Consider the following 15,770-nt stretch of genomic DNA (forward strand, 5'->3'; position numbering starts at 1 on the left):
CGCCCGGTCCCGACGGCGCGGGAGTGTGGACGGTGCGGGGCAGTTCGCCGGGCGCCGCGTTCGACGCCCTGCGGGGGCGCGCCGCCGCATGCCCGGTCCCGACGGCGCGGGAGTGTGGACGGTGCGGGGCAGTTCGCCGGGCGCCGCGTTCGACGCCCTGCGGGGGCGCGCCGCCGCATGCCCGGCCCCGACGGCGCGGGAGTGCGGGGACACCCCGGCGGTGGGGGGAGGCCACGATCGGCGCTCGCCGGGCGGCATGCCGCCGGGGAACGCCACCCCGCCGGGAGGCTACTGGCCGCGGACCCCGCACAAGTGCAGCAGCGCCGCCACCCCCCGGTAGGGGTCGGTGCGGCCCGCGCGGTCCTCGGCGGTCAGGAGGCGCTCCAGCTCCTCGTCCGCCGGCAGGGACTCGCCCGCCTCCGTCCCGTCGGTGAAGACGCGCACCCCGTACCAGGAGTGCAGCGGCGCCCCGATGCCGGCGAGGGTGGCCGTCAGGTCGGCCAGGCGGTCGGCGCGTACGTCCAGGCCGAGCCGGTTCGTGTAGTCGACGGTGTCGAAGGCGGCCAGCGCGCCGTTCCAGTCGGCGTCCAGCCCCGGCCGCATGGCGAGCGCGTCGCCGTTGCGGACCAGCAGGGACAGGAGGCCGCCGGGCGCGAGCATCCGGGCCAGCCCGGCGAGCATCGCGTCCGGCTCGGGCACGTACATCAGCACCCCGTGGCACAGCACCACGTCGAAGCTGCCCGGCAGGAAGTGCGCGCCGGTCTCGCGGCCGTCGCCCTCCAAGAGGACGACCCGGTCCTGGATCCCGGCCGGTTCGGCGGCCAGCGCCGCACGGGCGACGGCGAGCATGCCGGAGTCCTTCTCCAGTCCCGTCACCTTGTGCCCGGCGCGGGCCAGCCGCAGTGCCTGCGTGCCCTGGCCCATGCCCACGTCGAGGACGCGCAGTCGCTGCCCTACCGGGAAGCGCTGCGAGATCTGCTCGTCGACCTGCCGGCCCACGAGTTCCTGGCGGACGGCGTTACGCAGTCCGCCCAGGCCCTCCAGCCAGAGCCGGGCGCCCTCGGAAAATCCGCTCAGGGCCGTTCCCCGCGCTTGACCTGCGGCTTCGGCAGGCGCAGCCGGCGCATCTGGAGCGTGCGCATGAGGCCGTACGCGACGGCGCCGCGGCGGGGCTCGTTCGGGAAGCGCTGGTTGAGGGCCTTGCGCAGGCGGAACACCAGGCCGATGGAGTCGACGATGATCAGGGCGATCACGCCGAGCCACAGCAGCAGCGCGATGTTCTGGATCTGCGGCTGCCGGATCATGCTCAGGACCAGGATGACCACCGCCAGGGGCAGGAACATCTCGGCCACGGAGAAGCGGGAGTCCACGTAGTCGCGGACGAACCTGCGGACGGGGCCCTTGTCACGCGCGGGCAGGTAACGCTCGTCGCCGCTGGCCAGCGCTTCGCGCTGCTTGGCCATCTCCACGCGACGGCGCTCACGGGCTCGCTTGGCGTCTTCCTTGCGGTTGCCGGTCGAGGCCACCACGGCCTTGCGCTGCGACTGGGCCACAGCACGCTTCGGCGTAGGGCGGCCCTTCGGGGCCTGCGGGTCACGGGGCTGCGAGAGGTCGGCGCTCACCTTGTCGGTGGCGGCGGCCTTCTCTTCCTTGGAGGAGCGGCTACCAAACACAAACCCAACCCTACGTTGTCGAGCGCATGGGCCCCACCCCGGCGGGGAACGATCCGGCAACGGCGGGCGTCTTCCCGGGTGCGAGGCTCTTCGGGGGCGCACCTACTCCTTACGCCTGATACGGCGGGAGCGGAGTCGTCCTGGAGGAGGAGCGCATCCGTACTCGAACAGTGCGGTAATGGAGGCAGGCCCCGTACTGTGGGTCTTGTCGGTGACCTGGAACACAGTCCGTCTAGAAGGGGGCGCGCGAAGCCCATGAGCGGTGTCATGAAGCGTATGGGGATGATCTTCCGCGCGAAGGCGAACAAGGCCCTTGACCGGGCCGAGGACCCGCGCGAGACCCTCGACTACTCGTACCAGAAGCAGCTGGAGCTGCTTCAGAAGGTGCGCCGCGGAGTCGCCGACGTGGCGACCTCCCGCAAGCGTCTGGAGCTGCAGCTGAACCAGCTTCAGGGGCAGTCCGCCAAGCTGGAGGACCAGGGCCGCAAGGCGCTGGCGCTCGGCCGTGAGGACCTGGCCCGTGAGGCGCTGTCCCGTCGCGCCTCGCTCCAGCAGCAGGTCAGCGACCTGGAGGTGCAGCACCAGACCCTCCAGGGCGAGGAGGAGAAGCTGACGCTGGCCGCGCAGCGGCTGCAGGCCAAGGTGGACGCCTTCCGTACGAAGAAGGAGACCATCAAGGCCACCTACACCGCGGCCCAGGCGCAGACCCGGATCGCGGAGTCCTTCTCGGGCATCTCCGAGGAGATGAGCGACGTCGGCCTGGCCATCCAGCGGGCCGAGGACAAGACCGCCCAGCTCCAGGCCCGGGCCGGGGCGATCGACGAGCTGCTCGCCTCGGGCGCGCTCGACGACCAGAGCGGGCTCGGCTCGAAGGACGACATCCAGGCCGAGCTGGACCGCCTGTCGGGCGGTACGGACGTCGAGCTGGAGCTCCAGCGGATGAAGGCGGAGCTGGCGGGCGGTCCCTCCGCCCAGCAGCAGGCCATCGAGGGCGGCGCCCCGGGCGCCGGTCAGCAGCAGTCGCAGACCCAGCACCGGTTCGACAAGCAGTAGGACGGGGCCCGTCATGATCGTCCGCATCATGGGGGAAGGTCAGGTGGAGATGGCCGACGGCCATTTCGCCGAGCTCAACACGTTGGATGACGAGCTGCTCGCGGAACTGGAGGGCGGCGACGAGGAGGGCTTCCGGCGGACGCTGGGGGCGCTGCTCGAAGCCGTGCGTCGGCTCGGCGAGCCGTTGCCCGACGACGCGCTGGAGCCGTCCGAGCTGATCCTGCCCGGCGAGGACGCGACGCTGGACGAGGTCAGGCAGATGCTCAGTGACGACGGCCTGATCCCGGGCTGAGCGCACAGCGGCAGGTCACACCGACACACGGACGACGGGCCCGCCCCCCCTTTTCCGGGGCGGGCCCGTCATCGGTTCTCCGGCTTCTCCGGGGACACGGCCGGCTGCTTCGGGTCCGGGGTCCCGCCGATGAAGTTCTCGAACTTGCGGCGGGGCGCCGCCCACCGGCGGTCGTGGTGGAAGGCGCGCAGGCCGGCCTTGGCGCGGGCGCGCGGACGGTTCACGTAGAACCTCCTCGCGTACGGGGATCCGGGCCGGGCCAGCCGGATCGCGCCGACGAGCGCCACGAAGGGGATCACCACCCCGAAGATCGCGGTGCGGGCCTTGCCCTTCCACAGGGCGATCAGGGCGAGGAAGAAGTTGGTGGCCGTGTTCATGACGACCAGCCCGCGGCTCTGCGCCTCCTCGGAGGTCAGGTCGTTCACCCCGAAGGGCAGGAAGCCGCCGAGGACCAGGGCCACCAGCGCGGCCGTCAGGACCACGATCTCGACGCTCTTGCGGCCCTCCTCGCTCCAGTACACGTCGTCGAGGTGCAGGATCAGCGCGAACTCGTCCAGGACCAGGCCCGCGCCGAGACCGAAGATCACGGCCGAGAGGTAGGCGGCGACGCCGTGCCGGGCGCTGCCGACCGCGCCGAACCCGCCGATGATCACGAGGATCACGCCGGGCACCACGTGGTGGACGTGCAGGCCGCCCGGGGTGATGTTCTTGAAGGGGCCCCGGCCGGCCCGGATCAGCCGGGTGATCACACGGGTGACCAGGAACGACGTCACGAAGGCGAGCAGCGCGAGGAACATGGGCAGCTTCCCCGGCTCGACGATGTTCCGGTACCACCAGTGACCCATCCCACTGCCTCCCTGTTTGGTGGGTAATGGGCAATTTACCGTTCGGGGTGAGCGGGTAGCGTTCGCGCCGATGACAGATTCGTACGAAGAACCGCCGCTCGCGCCGCCCGCGGACCGTGCCACGCTCCTCGACGGCGTGCGCTTCGCGTTCGGCACGCTCACCGTGCTGCCCGCCCGCATCACCCGCTGGGACCGCCCCGCCGCCCGCACCGGGATGGCCTGCGCCCCGCTCGCCGGACTGGTCGTGGGCCTGCTCGCCGCCGTGCCGGGGACGCTGCTCCTGCTCCTCGGTGGCGGGCCGCTGCTCGCCGCGGCCGTCACCGTCGCCGTCCCGGCGGCCCTGACCCGGGGGCTGCACCTGGACGGCCTCGCGGACACCGCGGACGGCCTGGGCAGCGCCAAACCGGCCGAGGACGCGCTGCGCATCATGAAGCAGTCCGACATCGGACCCTTCGGTGTCGTGGCCCTGGTACTGACGCTGCTGGTGCAGGTCGCCGCCCTGTCCGACGCGTACGCCGACGGCTGGGCGCGCGGCGCCGCCGCCGCCGTAACCGCCGCCGTGACCGCCCGCCTCGCCATGACCCTGGCCTCCCGCGAGGGCGTCCCGGCGGCCCGGCCCGAGGGCCTCGGCGCCGCCGTCGCCGGCGTGGTCCCGCGCCGCACGGCCGCCGCCCTGGCGGCCCTGACCACGGTGGCCGCGGCGGCCGCCGCCCTCCCGCCGGGCCTCCCGGCCTCCGCCCGCGCCGCCGTGGCGGTCGCGGCCGCCCTCCTCGCCGCCGAACTCCTGCTGCGCCGCTGCGTACGCCGCTTCGACGGGGTCACCGGGGACGTCTTCGGCGCCCTGTCCGAAACCGCGGCCACCACCACCCTGATCGTCCTCGCCCTCGGCTGATCCCGCGGGCGACGGCCCACGTACGCTCACCCCGTGGACCACACTCCGACGGAACCGACCGCCGCCGCGCCCATCAGGGTGCTGCTCGCCGACGACCAGGCGCTGTTGCGCTCCGCCTTCAAGGTTCTCGTCGACTCCGAACCCGACATGAAGGTCGTCGGGGAGGCCTCCGACGGGGCGCAGGCCTTCGCGCTCGCGCGGGAGACCCGGGCGGACGTCGTCCTCATGGACATCAGGATGCCCGGCACAGACGGGCTCGCCGCGACCCGGATGATCAGCGCTGATCCCGAACTCGCCGCCGTGCGCGTGGTGATGCTCACGACCTTCGAGGTCGACGAGTACGTGGTCCAGGCCCTGCGGGCCGGTGCCTCCGGGTTCCTCGGGAAGGGGGCCGAGCCCGAGGAACTGCTCAACGCGATCCGCGTGGCCGCCGCCGGTGAGGCGCTGCTCTCCCCGGCCGCCACCAAGGGGCTCATCGCCACCTTCCTCGCCCAGGGCGGCGGCGCCGACCCGGCCGCCGCCGCGGCCACGGCCGGCTCGCACGCGGAGCGGCTGGCCGCGCTGACCGTCCGCGAGCGCGAGGTCCTCGTACACGTGGCGGCGGGGCTGTCCAACGACGGGATCGCCGGCCGGCTGGAGGTCAGCCCCCTCACCGTCAAGACCCACGTGAACCGGGCCATGGCCAAGCTCGGCGCCCGCGACCGTGCCCAATTGGTGGTCATTGCCTACGAATCGGGACTGGTCCGGCCCCGCGCCGAGTAGCGGTGTACGCCGCGCGGTAGTGCGGCGTACTGCGGACGCGGTATGCAGCACATAAGGACGGGACCTGGGAGCGACGCGGGACGCCCCGGCCGCGGGACAGGCTGGGAACGCCCTCGCGTTCCCACTGCAGAGAGATCCCACACCCATGTCCTGGCTGTCCCGCTTCAGCCTTGCCCAAAGGGCGTTGATCGGCCTCGTGTCGCTCGTCGCGCTCCTCTTCGGCGCCATCGCCATCCCGCAGCTCAAGCAGCAGCTGCTGCCCTCCATCGAACTGCCGATGGTGTCCGTGCTCGCGCCGTACCAGGGCGCTTCGCCCGACGTGGTGGAGAAGCAGGTCGTCGAACCGATCGAGGCCATGCTGAAGGGCGTCGACGGAATCACCGGCATCACCTCCACCGCCAGTGAGGGCAACGCCCTCATCATGGCCAAGTTCGACTACGGCGACAGCGGCACCAAGCAGCTCGTCGCCGACGTCCAGCAGGCCGTCAACCGGGCCCGGGTCCGGCTGCCCGCCGAGGTGGACCCGCAGGTGGTGGCCGGTTCCACCGACGACATGCCGACCGTGATCCTCGCCGCGACCTCCGACAAGGACCAGCAGGCCCTCGCCGACCAGCTGGAACGTTCCGTCGTCCCCGTCCTGTCGGACATCGAGGGCGTCGGCCGGGTCACCGTCGACGGCGTCCAGGACCTCCAGGTCACCGTCACCCCCGACGCCGCCAAGCTCGCGGCCGCCGGCCTCGACGGCGCCGCCCTCGCCCAGGGCCTCCAGGCGGGCGGCGCGACCGTCCCCGCCGGCTCCTTCGACGAGGCGGGCAAGAACCGGACCGTCCGCGTCGGCGCCGGCTACACCTCCCTCGCCGAGGTCGAGGAACTGCGCCTGAGCGCCGGCCCGGGCAAGCCGGCCGTCCGCCTCGGTGACGTCGCCACCGTGAAGCAGGAGGCCGCCAAGGCCGTCTCCATCACCCGCACCAACGGCAAGCCCAGCCTCGCCCTCGTCATGACGATGGACAAGGACGGCAGCGCCGTCGCCATCTCCGACGCCGTCAAGGACAAGCTGCCCGAGCTGCGTTCCACCCTCGGCGCCGGCGCCGAGCTGACCGTCGTCAGCGACCAGGGGCCGGCCGTCGCCAAGTCGATCTCCAGCCTCACCACGGAGGGCATGCTCGGCCTGCTCTTCGCCGTGATCGTGATCCTGGTCTTCCTGGCCTCGCTGCGCTCGACGCTGGTCACCGCGGTCTCCATCCCGCTCTCCGTCGTCCTCGCGCTGATCGTGCTCTGGACCCGCGACCTGTCGCTGAACATGCTGACGCTCGGCGCGCTCACCATCGCCATCGGCCGAGTCGTCGACGACTCGATCGTGGTCCTGGAGAACATCAAGCGCCACCTCGGCTACGGCGAGGAGCGCGAGAGCGCCATCCTCACCGCGGTCAAGGAGGTGGCCGGCGCGGTCACCTCCTCCACGCTCACCACCGTGGCCGTCTTCCTGCCGATCGGCCTGGTCGGCGGCATGATCGGCGAGCTCTTCGGCTCCTTCTCCCTCACCGTCACCGCGGCCCTGCTGGCCTCGCTGATCGTCTCGCTGACGGTCGTGCCGGTCCTGTCGTACTGGTTCCTGAAGGCCCCCAAGGGCACCGCATCCGGGGACGCCGAGAGCGCCGCCAAGGCCCGCCGCGACGCGGAGGAGAAGGAGGCGCGCAGCAAGCTCCAGCGTCTCTACGTACGGGTCCTGGGCTTCGCCACCCGCCGCCGGCTGACGAGCGTGGCCATCGCCGTCGTCGTCCTCCTCGGCACCTTCGGCATGACCCCGCTGCTCAAGACCAACTTCTTCGACCAGGGCGAGCAGCAGGTCCTGACGGTCAAGCAGGAACTGGCCCCCGGCACCTCCCTGGCCGCCTCCGACGAGGCGAGCCGCAAGATCGAGAAGGCGTTGGCCTCGGTCGACGGCGTCAAGAGCTACCAGGTCACCGTCGGCTCCTCCGGCTTCCTCGCGGCCTTCGGCGGCGGCACCGGCTCCAACCAGGCCTCGTACCAGGTCTCCCTGAAGGACTCGGGCAAGGCCGACGACGTCAAGAAGCAGATCGAGGGCAAGCTCGCCGCCCTCGACGGCATCGGCCAGACCCGGATCGCCGCGGGCGACGGCTTCGGCAACCAGAACCTCAGCGTGGTCGTCAAGGCCGGAGACGCCGAGGTCCTCGCCAAGGCCGCCGAGCAGGTCCGCGCCGAGGTGGCCACCCTCAAGAACGTCACCGACGTACAGAGCGACCTCTCCCAGTCCGTGCCCCGGATCTCGGTGACCGCCACCCCCAAGGCGGCGGAACTGGGCCTGAACCAGGCCGCGCTCGGCGCGGTCGTCGCACAGGCCGTACGGGGCAACCCGGCGGGCAAGGCCGTACTGGACGACACCGAGCGGGACATCGTCATCAAGTCCGCGCAGCCGGCCACCACCCTGGCCCAGCTCCAGGCCCTCCCGGTCGGCCCCGTCAAGCTCGGTGACATCGCCGAGGTCAAGGAGGTCCCCGGCCCGGTCGCGATGACCCGGATCGACGGCGCCCGCGCCGCCACCATCACCGCGCGGCCGGTCGGCGACAACACCGGCGCCGTCAGCTCCGACCTCCAGACGAAGATCAAGGCCCTGAAGCTGCCCGAGGGCGCCACCGCCTCCATCGGCGGCGTCTCCGAGGACCAGGACAAGGCCTTCGCCTCGCTGGGCCTGGCCATGTTCGCGGCCATCGCGATCGTGTTCATGCTGCTGGTCGCGACCTTCCGCTCGCTGGTCCAGCCGCTGATCCTGCTGGTCTCCATCCCGTTCGCGGCGACCGGCGCGATCGGCCTGCTCCTCGTCACCGGCACCCCGATGGGCGTCCCGGCGATGATCGGCATGCTGATGCTCATCGGCATCGTCGTGACCAACGCGATCGTCCTGATCGACCTGGTCAACCAGTACCGGGCCCAGGGCCTCGGCGTCGTCGAAGCCGTCGTCGAGGGCGGCCGGCACCGCCTGCGCCCGATCCTGATGACGGCCCTGGCGACGATCTTCGCGCTGCTCCCGATGGCGCTGGGCGTCACCGGCGAGGGCGGCTTCATCTCGCAGCCGCTCGCGGTCGTGGTGATCGGCGGTCTGGTCACCTCGACGCTGCTGACGCTGCTCCTGGTGCCGACGCTCTACACGATGGTGGAACTCCGCAAGGAGCGCCGCCGCGCCAAGCGTGCGGCGCGCGGCGAGGCGAAGCTCAAGGTCGTCGCCCCGCGGCAGGAGGAGGCGCCGGCCGAGGTCTGACCGGCCGGGCCGGGCGGTGCGGCCCGGCCCGCCCGGCCACATGCCGAAACCCGGCCACATGACGAAGGGGCGGCCCCCAGCCGGGGGCCGCCCCTTCGTACGCCTGCGGGCCGGGACCGGAGGTACCCGCCGCCCGCCCCTACGGGAGCGCCAGCATCCGCTCCAGCGCGAGCTTCGCGAAGCTCTCGGTCTCCTTGTCGACCTGGATCTGGTTGACGAGGTTGCCCTCGGCCAGGGACTCCAGGGTCCACACCAGGTGGGGGAGGTCGATGCGGTTCATCGTCGAGCAGAAGCAGACCGTCTTGTCGAGGAAGACGACCTCCTTGTCCTCCGCGGCGAAACGGTTCGCCAGGCGGCGGACCAGGTTCAGCTCGGTGCCGATGGCCCACTTGGAGCCGGCCGGGGCCGCCTCCAGCGCCTTGATGATGTACTCCGTCGAGCCGACGTAGTCCGCGGCCGCGACGACCTCGTGCTTGCACTCGGGGTGCACCAGGACGTTCACGCCCGGGATGCGCTCGCGCACGTCGTTGACCGAGTCCACCGAGAACCGGCCGTGGACCGAGCAGTGCCCGCGCCACAGGATCATCTTCGCGTTCCGCAGCTCCTCGACGGTCAGGCCGCCGTTCGGCTTGTGCGGGTTGTAGAGCACGCAGTCGTCGAGGGACATGCCCATGTCGCGGACGGCGGTGTTGCGGCCCAGGTGCTGGTCCGGGAGGAAGAGCACCTTCTCGCCCTGCTCGAAGGCCCACTCCAGGGCCTTCTTCGCGTTGGAGGAGGTACAGATCGTGCCGCCGTGCTTGCCGGTGAAGGCCTTGATGTCGGCGGAGGAGTTCATGTACGAGACGGGGACCGTCGTACCGGCGATGCCGGCCTCGGTCAGCACGTCCCAGCACTCCGCGACCTGCTCGGCGGTGGCCATGTCGGCCATCGAGCAGCCGGCGGCCAGGTCCGGCAGGACGACCTTCTGGTCGTCCGAGGTCAGGATGTCCGCGGACTCGGCCATGAAGTGCACGCCGCAGAAGACGATGTACTCGGCCTCCGGCTTGGCGGCCGCGTCCTTGGCCAGCTTGAAGGAGTCGCCGGTGACGTCCGCGAACTCGATGACCTCGTCACGCTGGTAGTGGTGGCCGAGGATGAAGACCTTGTCGCCAAGCTTCTCCTTGGCCGCACGGGCGCGCTCCACCAGGTCCGGGTCGGACGGAGAGGGCAGGTCGCCGGGGCACTCCACCCCGCGCTCGCTCTTCGGGTCGGCTTCGCGGCCGAGCAGCAGCAGGGCGAGGGGCGTCGGCTGGACGTCCAAAGGCTGGGCGGTGGTCACGACACGCACCCTTTCTGTTCTGCGACAAGGGACTTCCGGAGGGTCGGAAGACCGGACTGTCGGAAGATCGCTTCGGCTTCTCGTCTATATGACGCTATCTATCATAACCGCTTCGTGTCAGTTTGACGATGCCGATAGTGTCAATGTGACGCATCAGCCCGCGGATCCATCCCGTCCGTTCGGCCCCGTCCCCCGCGCGGTGTGCGAGCATGAATATCTGAAACAAGCGTCGGGTCCGGAATGAATCCGCGGTCCCGCTCGTTGCCACCGACGGCAAGAGTCCGACGTTTCCCCGCTCCCGGCGGGGAGCCGCCCACTTCGGGAGTGAATGTAGATGTCCGTACAGGACGACAAGACCACTGTGAGCGACGGCATCCTCCTGTCCGACGCCGCCGCCGAGAAGGTCAGGACCCTGCTGGAGCAGGAAGGCCGCGATGACCTGGCGCTCCGCGTCGCCGTTCAGCCCGGCGGCTGCTCCGGCCTGCGCTACCAGCTCTTCTTCGACGAGCGTTCCCTCGACGGCGACGTCGTGAAGGACTTCGACGGTGTGAAGGTCGTCACGGACCGGATGAGCTCCCCGTACCTCCACGGCGCCTCCATCGACTTCGTCGACACCATCGAGAAGCAGGGCTTCACGATCGACAACCCGAACGCCACGGGCTCCTGCGCCTGCGGCGACTCGTTCAGCTAAACCTGGACGCCACGCACGACGAGGGCCCGCGGCCGGTCGCATCGGACCGGCGCGGGCCCTCGTCGTGCGTGGCGGGCGCTACTGCCTCGGGAGCGGCTTGCCCGTGGTCGCGTCGAGCACCTTCCGCGAGCCCAGCGGCTGCTGGAGCGTGGCCGTCGCCGACATCTCCTGAGCGAGCATGATGCAGGCCTGGCCCGGCTGCTTCGGAGTGTCCGTGATCTTCACCATCACCGATTCCGCGGACTCCCGCGCCTCCAGCGCGTAACTGCTGCAGGGGCTGCCCCAGAAGTTGACGGTCAGCTTCCGGTCCGCCTCCGCGTACGAGAACCCCGGCACGGTACGGCCGTCCTTCCGGCCCGGAGAGGTCTCCGGGGCGGCCTGCGCGGAGGCGGGCTCGGTCACCGCGCGCCCGGGCGCGCCATCCCGGCCCGCCACCTCGAAGAACCAGGCCGGGACCAGGCCCCGCACCCCGTCCACCGTCCCCGGGACCAGGCCGAGCGAGGCGCCCTTGACCGTCTCGGTGCGCGGCGGCTTCATCGGCCGGGGGTCCGGATTGCACGGCGGGGTGTCCGTCGACCCGATCGGGGTGTCCGGATCCAGCGGGACGGAGGTCGCGCAGCCGCTCGGCCCGGAGCCGGTGCCCTCCTGGCCGCTCGACCGCGCGTTCAGCCGGGCCAGCGCCTCCACGGCCCCGACCACCGGCTGCTCGGCCGCCCGCACGGGGGCCTTCAGCTCGCCGCTGCCGCCCACCACGGAGCCGTCGCCGGCCACGCTCACCGTGGTCGACCAGCCCTGCGTGGGCAGCTTGCCGAACACCGGGTCCGCCTTGACCACCCGCACCGAGCCCTGGACGAGCCGGGCGTCGAGCGCGGCTCCGTCCAGGCCGGCGGCTGCCAGCACCGGGCGGGCGACGGCCTTGGCGGCCTCCTCCGACAGCGGCTTGCCGGCGCTCGCGCCCCCGTCGCCCCCGTCCTGGGGGAGGGTGGCCGGGCCACAGGTGTCCTTGCCGCGTACGCAGTCGTCCCCGGTGCCGTTGCCGTTCCCCTGGTGGCGGGCGAAGTTCCAGGTCCCCGGCGCCTTCGCGGACACCGTCAGCAGGGGCCCGGAGCCGTCCGCGGCCTCCCCGGCCAGCCAGGTCTCCCCGGTGAGCCGCGGAGTGCCCGGGAGGCCGAGCGCCGCCGCCAGCCGGGCCACCTCCTCGGAGGTGACCTCCCCGGACGCGGCGTAGGCGGGTGCGGTCGCCGGGCCGTCCGGGAGCTTGACGTCGGCCCGGTACACGACCGGCCCGCCGGACGGGTCGGGCTCCCCGGGCGCGATGCCCGGCCCCGGGGGATCTCCCGCGTCCCGGGGCGCGGAGGCCGCGCTGTCGCCCGTACGACCGCCCGCCGTGCCGTCGCCGTAGGCCGTGGACGCCCAGTACGCGGTACCGCCGCCGGTCAGCAGGACGGCGGCCGCGATCGAGGCGACGGCCCAGGCCGGCCGGCGGCGCGCGGCGCGTGGCGTCCGCGCGGTGTCGGACGTGCCGGCCGGGTCGACCGGGTCGACCGGTTCGGCCGCAGGGATCGCATCGGCCTCGTGGGCTTTGTCGCCGACATCGCCCACATCGCCCGCATCGCCCGTATCGGGTCGTTCGCTGGTCACCGCATCGCTCCTTCACCGGTCCCGCATGCCTGATGCGGGTGTGACGGAACAGACGCGCAACCGGTTCCCCGCTACTGGTCCCCGTACGCCGCCGTGCCGGCGATCAGCCGGGCCGAGGCCGCCGGGACCCGGATCCCGTGGATCTGCGAGGGCGCCACGCGGGCCGGCCTGGGGCCCGCCGGAACCGCCCAATGCGGGGCCATCCGGGCACAGTCGCCCAGCAGCCCGGCGAAACCGGACTGACGCGAGCCTTCCGCGCCGGGCCGCTCGGAGGTGTACTCGGAGTAGCCGAAACCGTCGGTGTAGGTCATGGAGGCACCGTAGGCACCGCGGCTCATGCGAAGAAAGAGCTACTACGGGGTAGTTTCAGACGTTCGGCTATGGGCCGCTCACCCGGTAGTTTTGACTGTCCCTTGCCGTCCTCCGCAGGAGCGTCCACGCCGTGCGCATCGCAGTCACCGGCTCCATCGCCACCGACCACCTCATGACCTTCCCCGGCCGTTTCGCCGACCAGCTGGTCGCGGACCAGCTGCACACGGTCTCCCTCTCCTTCCTCGTCGACAACCTCGACGTCCGACGGGGCGGTGTCGGCCCGAACATCTGCTTCGGCATGGGGCAGCTCGGCAGCCGCCCGATCCTGGTCGGGGCCGCCGGCTACGACTTCGACGAATACCGCGCCTGGCTGGACCGGCACGGCGTCGACACCGAGTCCGTCCGGATCTCCGAGGTGCTGCACACCGCGCGCTTCGTGTGCACCACGGACGCCGACCACAACCAGATCGGCTCCTTCTACACGGGCGCGATGAGCGAGGCCCGTCTGATCGAGCTGAAGTCCGTCGCCGACCGCGTGGGCGGGCTGGACCTCGTCCTCATCGGCGCCGACGACCCCGAGGCGATGCTGCGCCACACGGAGGAGTGCCGGACGCGCGGGATCCCCTTCGCCGCCGACTTCTCGCAGCAGATCGCCCGCATGGACGGCGAGAACATCCGCACCCTGATGGAGGGCGCGACGTTCCTCTTCTCGAACGAGTACGAGAAGGGCCTCATCGAGTCGAAGTCCGGCTGGACGGACGCGGAGATCCTGGCCAAGGTCGGCACCCGGGTCACCACGCTGGGCGCGCAGGGCGTGCGGATCGAGCGGGTCGGGGAGGAGCCGATCGTGGTCGGCTGCCCCGAGGAGAACGCGAAGGTCGACCCGACGGGTGTCGGCGACGCCTTCCGCGCCGGGTTCCTGACGGGGCTCGCCTGGGGCGTCGGCCTCGAGCGCGCCGCGCAGGTGGGCTGCATGCTGGCGACCCTGGTCATCGAGACGCTGGGCACGCAGGAGTACACCCTGGCCCGCGCCCACTTCATGGAGCGCTTCACCAAGGCCTACGGCGACGAGGCCGCGACGGAAGTCCAGTCCCACCTGTCGGCCTGACCCCGGGCCCCTGGCCCCTGACCCGGGGCCCCGGGCCAGGGGCCACTGCCCCCTGACCTCGGGCCCCGGGCCCCGACCCTCGGGCCACACCCCGGGCCCCGGATGCCCGGCCCTCGACGCCTGGTCCCGGGGCTCCGCCCGGGTCCCGCGGGTGCGGCGCCGTTGCCGGGGGCGCTGCCCCCGGACCCCCGCGCCTCAAACGCCGGCGGGGCTGGACTTGCCCCCCGGCCGGGCCGGTTCGCCCTGCGGGCGTACAAGCCGCGCCTGGCCGACGGCGGCAGCCGAAATTCAGCCCCGCCGGCGTTTGAGGCGCCGCCGGAGGCAAACCGGCCCGGCCGGCGTTTGAGGCGCGGGGGTCCGGGGTGGGGGCACGGCGGCGCCGCACCACACGGCTCCGCCAACCGAGCCGGGCCCCGGGGGCAGCCGCGCCGCTCGCCACCGGCAGGTCACAGCAGGCGGCGGACGGAGTACGCCACCCCCGCCGGACGAGGGGATTCCCCCAGGTACGCGTGCCCCCGCATCCCGCACCACGCCGGGATGTCCAGCCGCGCCACCTCGTCGTCGGAGACGACCGTCACCGTGCCCCCCACCGGGACGGTGAGGATGGCCCGGGCCAGCTCGATCACCGGCTGCGGGCACCGCAGGCCCAGCGCGTCGAGCTCGACGGAGTCCGCCACCGGCTCCACCTCCGCCGCGACCGACACCCCCAGCCGCTCCCGTACGCCCGCCACCGCACCCGGCAGTACCTCCAGGAACGCGTTGACCTCCTCCGCCGGCGTGCCCAGCGGCAGTGAGACCCGTACGTTCCCCTCCGACAGCACCCCCATCGCCCGCAGCACATGACTCGGGGTCAGCGTGGAGCTGGTGCAGGACGAGCCCGAATTGACCGAGAAGCCCGCCCGGTCCAGTTCGTGCAGCAGCGTCTCCCCGTCGACGTACAGGCAGGAGAAGGTGACCAGGTGGGGGAGGCGGGTGTCGGGATGGCCCACCACCTCCACGTCCGGGACCAGCCGGACCACCCGCCGCCGGATGCGGTCCACCAGGATCCGCAGTCGGGCCGCCTCCGCCTCCGCCTCCGCCCGCACCGCCCGCAGCGAGGCCGCCGCCGCCACGATCGCGGGGAGGTTCACGAAGCCGGGGGAGCGGCCCGACTCCCTTTCGTCCGCGGGGCCTTGGGGCGAGAAGCGGACCCCCTTGCGGATCGCCAGCAGCCCCACCCCCGGCGGGCCGCCCCATTTGTGCGCACTGGCGGCGAGCACCGACCAGGCGCCCTCCACCGGGCCCCACCCCAGCGACTGGGCCGCGTCCACGAGCAGCGGCACCCCGGCCTCGCCGCAGACCTCGGCGACCTCCGCCACCGGCTGGACCGTGCCCACCTCGTGGTTGGCCGACTGCAGGCAGGCCAGCGCGGTGGAGGTGCCCAACGCGTCCGCGTACCCGGCGGGAGCCACCGCGCCGAACCGGTCCACCGGAACCTCCGTCACCGAACCGCCGCGCCCCGCGTGCACCTCGGCCGCGTGGAGTACAGAACTGTGTTCGACCGCGGACACGACCAGGTGGTCCCCGACGCGCCTACGCCCCGCGAGGACTCCCGCGACCCCCGCGTGAACCGCGTGCGTCCCCGAAGGAGTGAACACGAGCTCGTCCGCCCGGCAGCCCACCGCCTCCGCGGCGGCCTCCCGCGCCGCGTCGAGCAGCAGCCGGGCCCTCCTTCCCTCCCGGTACAGCCGGGCGGGATCTGCCCAGCCCTCGTCCAGGGAGGCCAGCAGGGCCTGGCGTGCCACGGGATGCAGGGGGGCGGCGGACGCGGCGTCGAAGTACGGCATACGGGCACGCTAGCCGCAGCCCGGCGACCGCCGAGGTCAGGGGCCGTCAGATGGCTTCCGGAGCCCGCCATTCAGGGGTT

General features: G+C 72.4%; 14 protein-coding genes. 7 read left to right on the forward strand and 7 right to left on the reverse strand.

Annotated features, from left to right (window positions below; all coding sequences use genetic code 11):
* Window positions 1-288 precede the first annotated feature (288 nt).
* Both ACIQ5Y_RS36495 and ACIQ5Y_RS36500 read right to left on the reverse strand, forming a co-directional pair.
* Window positions 289-999 (reverse strand): class I SAM-dependent methyltransferase, encoded by a 711-nt coding sequence (locus tag ACIQ5Y_RS36495; protein WP_403890719.1) that lies wholly within the window; start codon window positions 997-999, stop codon window positions 289-291.
* 74 nt (window positions 1,000-1,073) lie between these two features.
* Complete coding sequence (locus ACIQ5Y_RS36500; RefSeq protein ID WP_403890722.1) at window positions 1,074-1,673, reverse strand: DUF3043 domain-containing protein; 600 nt, start codon at window positions 1,671-1,673, stop codon at window positions 1,074-1,076.
* Window positions 1,674-1,928: 255 nt separating this feature from the next.
* On the opposite strand from ACIQ5Y_RS36500, the gene ACIQ5Y_RS36505 reads away from it, so the two are divergent.
* Window positions 1,929-2,726, forward strand: a complete 798-nt coding sequence (locus tag ACIQ5Y_RS36505) for a PspA/IM30 family protein (protein WP_376661811.1) — start codon at window positions 1,929-1,931, stop codon at window positions 2,724-2,726.
* 13 nt (window positions 2,727-2,739) lie between these two features.
* The gene (locus ACIQ5Y_RS36510) at window positions 2,740-3,018 is read left to right on the forward strand and encodes a hypothetical protein (protein ID WP_403890725.1); all 279 of its coding nucleotides are present in this window, start codon (window positions 2,740-2,742) and stop codon (window positions 3,016-3,018) included.
* Between the two features lie 68 nt (window positions 3,019-3,086).
* Here the strand turns inward: ACIQ5Y_RS36510 and ACIQ5Y_RS36515 are convergent, their stop codons facing one another.
* Window positions 3,087-3,863 (reverse strand): hypothetical protein, encoded by a 777-nt coding sequence (locus ACIQ5Y_RS36515; protein WP_403890727.1) that lies wholly within the window; start codon window positions 3,861-3,863, stop codon window positions 3,087-3,089.
* Between the two features lie 70 nt (window positions 3,864-3,933).
* Between ACIQ5Y_RS36515 and ACIQ5Y_RS36520 the strand changes: the two genes are divergently transcribed.
* From ACIQ5Y_RS36520 to ACIQ5Y_RS36530, 3 genes are all read left to right on the forward strand, one after another.
* On the forward strand, window positions 3,934-4,755 hold the full coding sequence (locus ACIQ5Y_RS36520; protein WP_403890730.1) for an adenosylcobinamide-GDP ribazoletransferase: 822 nt from the start codon (window positions 3,934-3,936) through the stop codon (window positions 4,753-4,755).
* Window positions 4,756-4,788: 33 nt separating this feature from the next.
* Entirely contained in the window at window positions 4,789-5,517 is a 729-nt protein-coding gene (locus ACIQ5Y_RS36525) for a response regulator (RefSeq protein ID WP_403890733.1), read from the forward strand.
* Window positions 5,518-5,662: 145 nt separating this feature from the next.
* The gene (locus tag ACIQ5Y_RS36530; RefSeq protein ID WP_403890736.1) at window positions 5,663-8,794 is read left to right on the forward strand and encodes an efflux RND transporter permease subunit; all 3,132 of its coding nucleotides are present in this window, start codon (window positions 5,663-5,665) and stop codon (window positions 8,792-8,794) included.
* 139 nt (window positions 8,795-8,933) lie between these two features.
* Here ACIQ5Y_RS36530 and nadA read toward each other — a convergent pair whose 3' ends face one another.
* The gene (nadA, locus tag ACIQ5Y_RS36535; RefSeq protein ID WP_403890739.1) at window positions 8,934-10,121 is read right to left on the reverse strand and encodes a quinolinate synthase NadA; all 1,188 of its coding nucleotides are present in this window, start codon (window positions 10,119-10,121) and stop codon (window positions 8,934-8,936) included.
* A 325-nt stretch (window positions 10,122-10,446) separates the two neighbouring features.
* On the opposite strand from nadA, the gene erpA reads away from it, so the two are divergent.
* Entirely contained in the window at window positions 10,447-10,803 is a 357-nt protein-coding gene (gene erpA, locus ACIQ5Y_RS36540; protein ID WP_030010511.1) for an iron-sulfur cluster insertion protein ErpA, read from the forward strand.
* 78 nt (window positions 10,804-10,881) lie between these two features.
* Here erpA and ACIQ5Y_RS36545 read toward each other — a convergent pair whose 3' ends face one another.
* Complete coding sequence (locus ACIQ5Y_RS36545; protein WP_403890742.1) at window positions 10,882-12,444, reverse strand: hypothetical protein; 1,563 nt, start codon at window positions 12,442-12,444, stop codon at window positions 10,882-10,884.
* 71 nt (window positions 12,445-12,515) lie between these two features.
* Window positions 12,516-12,755, reverse strand: coding sequence for a hypothetical protein (locus ACIQ5Y_RS36550; RefSeq protein ID WP_403890745.1), 240 nt, complete (start codon window positions 12,753-12,755; stop codon window positions 12,516-12,518).
* Window positions 12,756-12,886: 131 nt separating this feature from the next.
* Here ACIQ5Y_RS36550 and ACIQ5Y_RS36555 point away from each other — a divergent pair, with 131 nt between their 5' ends.
* The gene (locus ACIQ5Y_RS36555; protein WP_403890748.1) at window positions 12,887-13,864 is read left to right on the forward strand and encodes a carbohydrate kinase family protein; all 978 of its coding nucleotides are present in this window, start codon (window positions 12,887-12,889) and stop codon (window positions 13,862-13,864) included.
* A 446-nt stretch (window positions 13,865-14,310) separates the two neighbouring features.
* On the opposite strand, the gene ACIQ5Y_RS36560 is transcribed toward ACIQ5Y_RS36555, so the two are convergent.
* A complete protein-coding gene (locus ACIQ5Y_RS36560; protein ID WP_403890750.1) occupies window positions 14,311-15,690 on the reverse strand; it encodes a cysteine desulfurase/sulfurtransferase TusA family protein in 1,380 nt (459 codons plus the stop codon).
* Window positions 15,691-15,770: the final 80 nt, after the last annotated feature.

Source organism: Streptomyces sp. NPDC096339, from assembly GCF_044762985.1.
Lineage (GTDB): Bacteria > Actinomycetota > Actinomycetes > Streptomycetales > Streptomycetaceae > Streptomyces.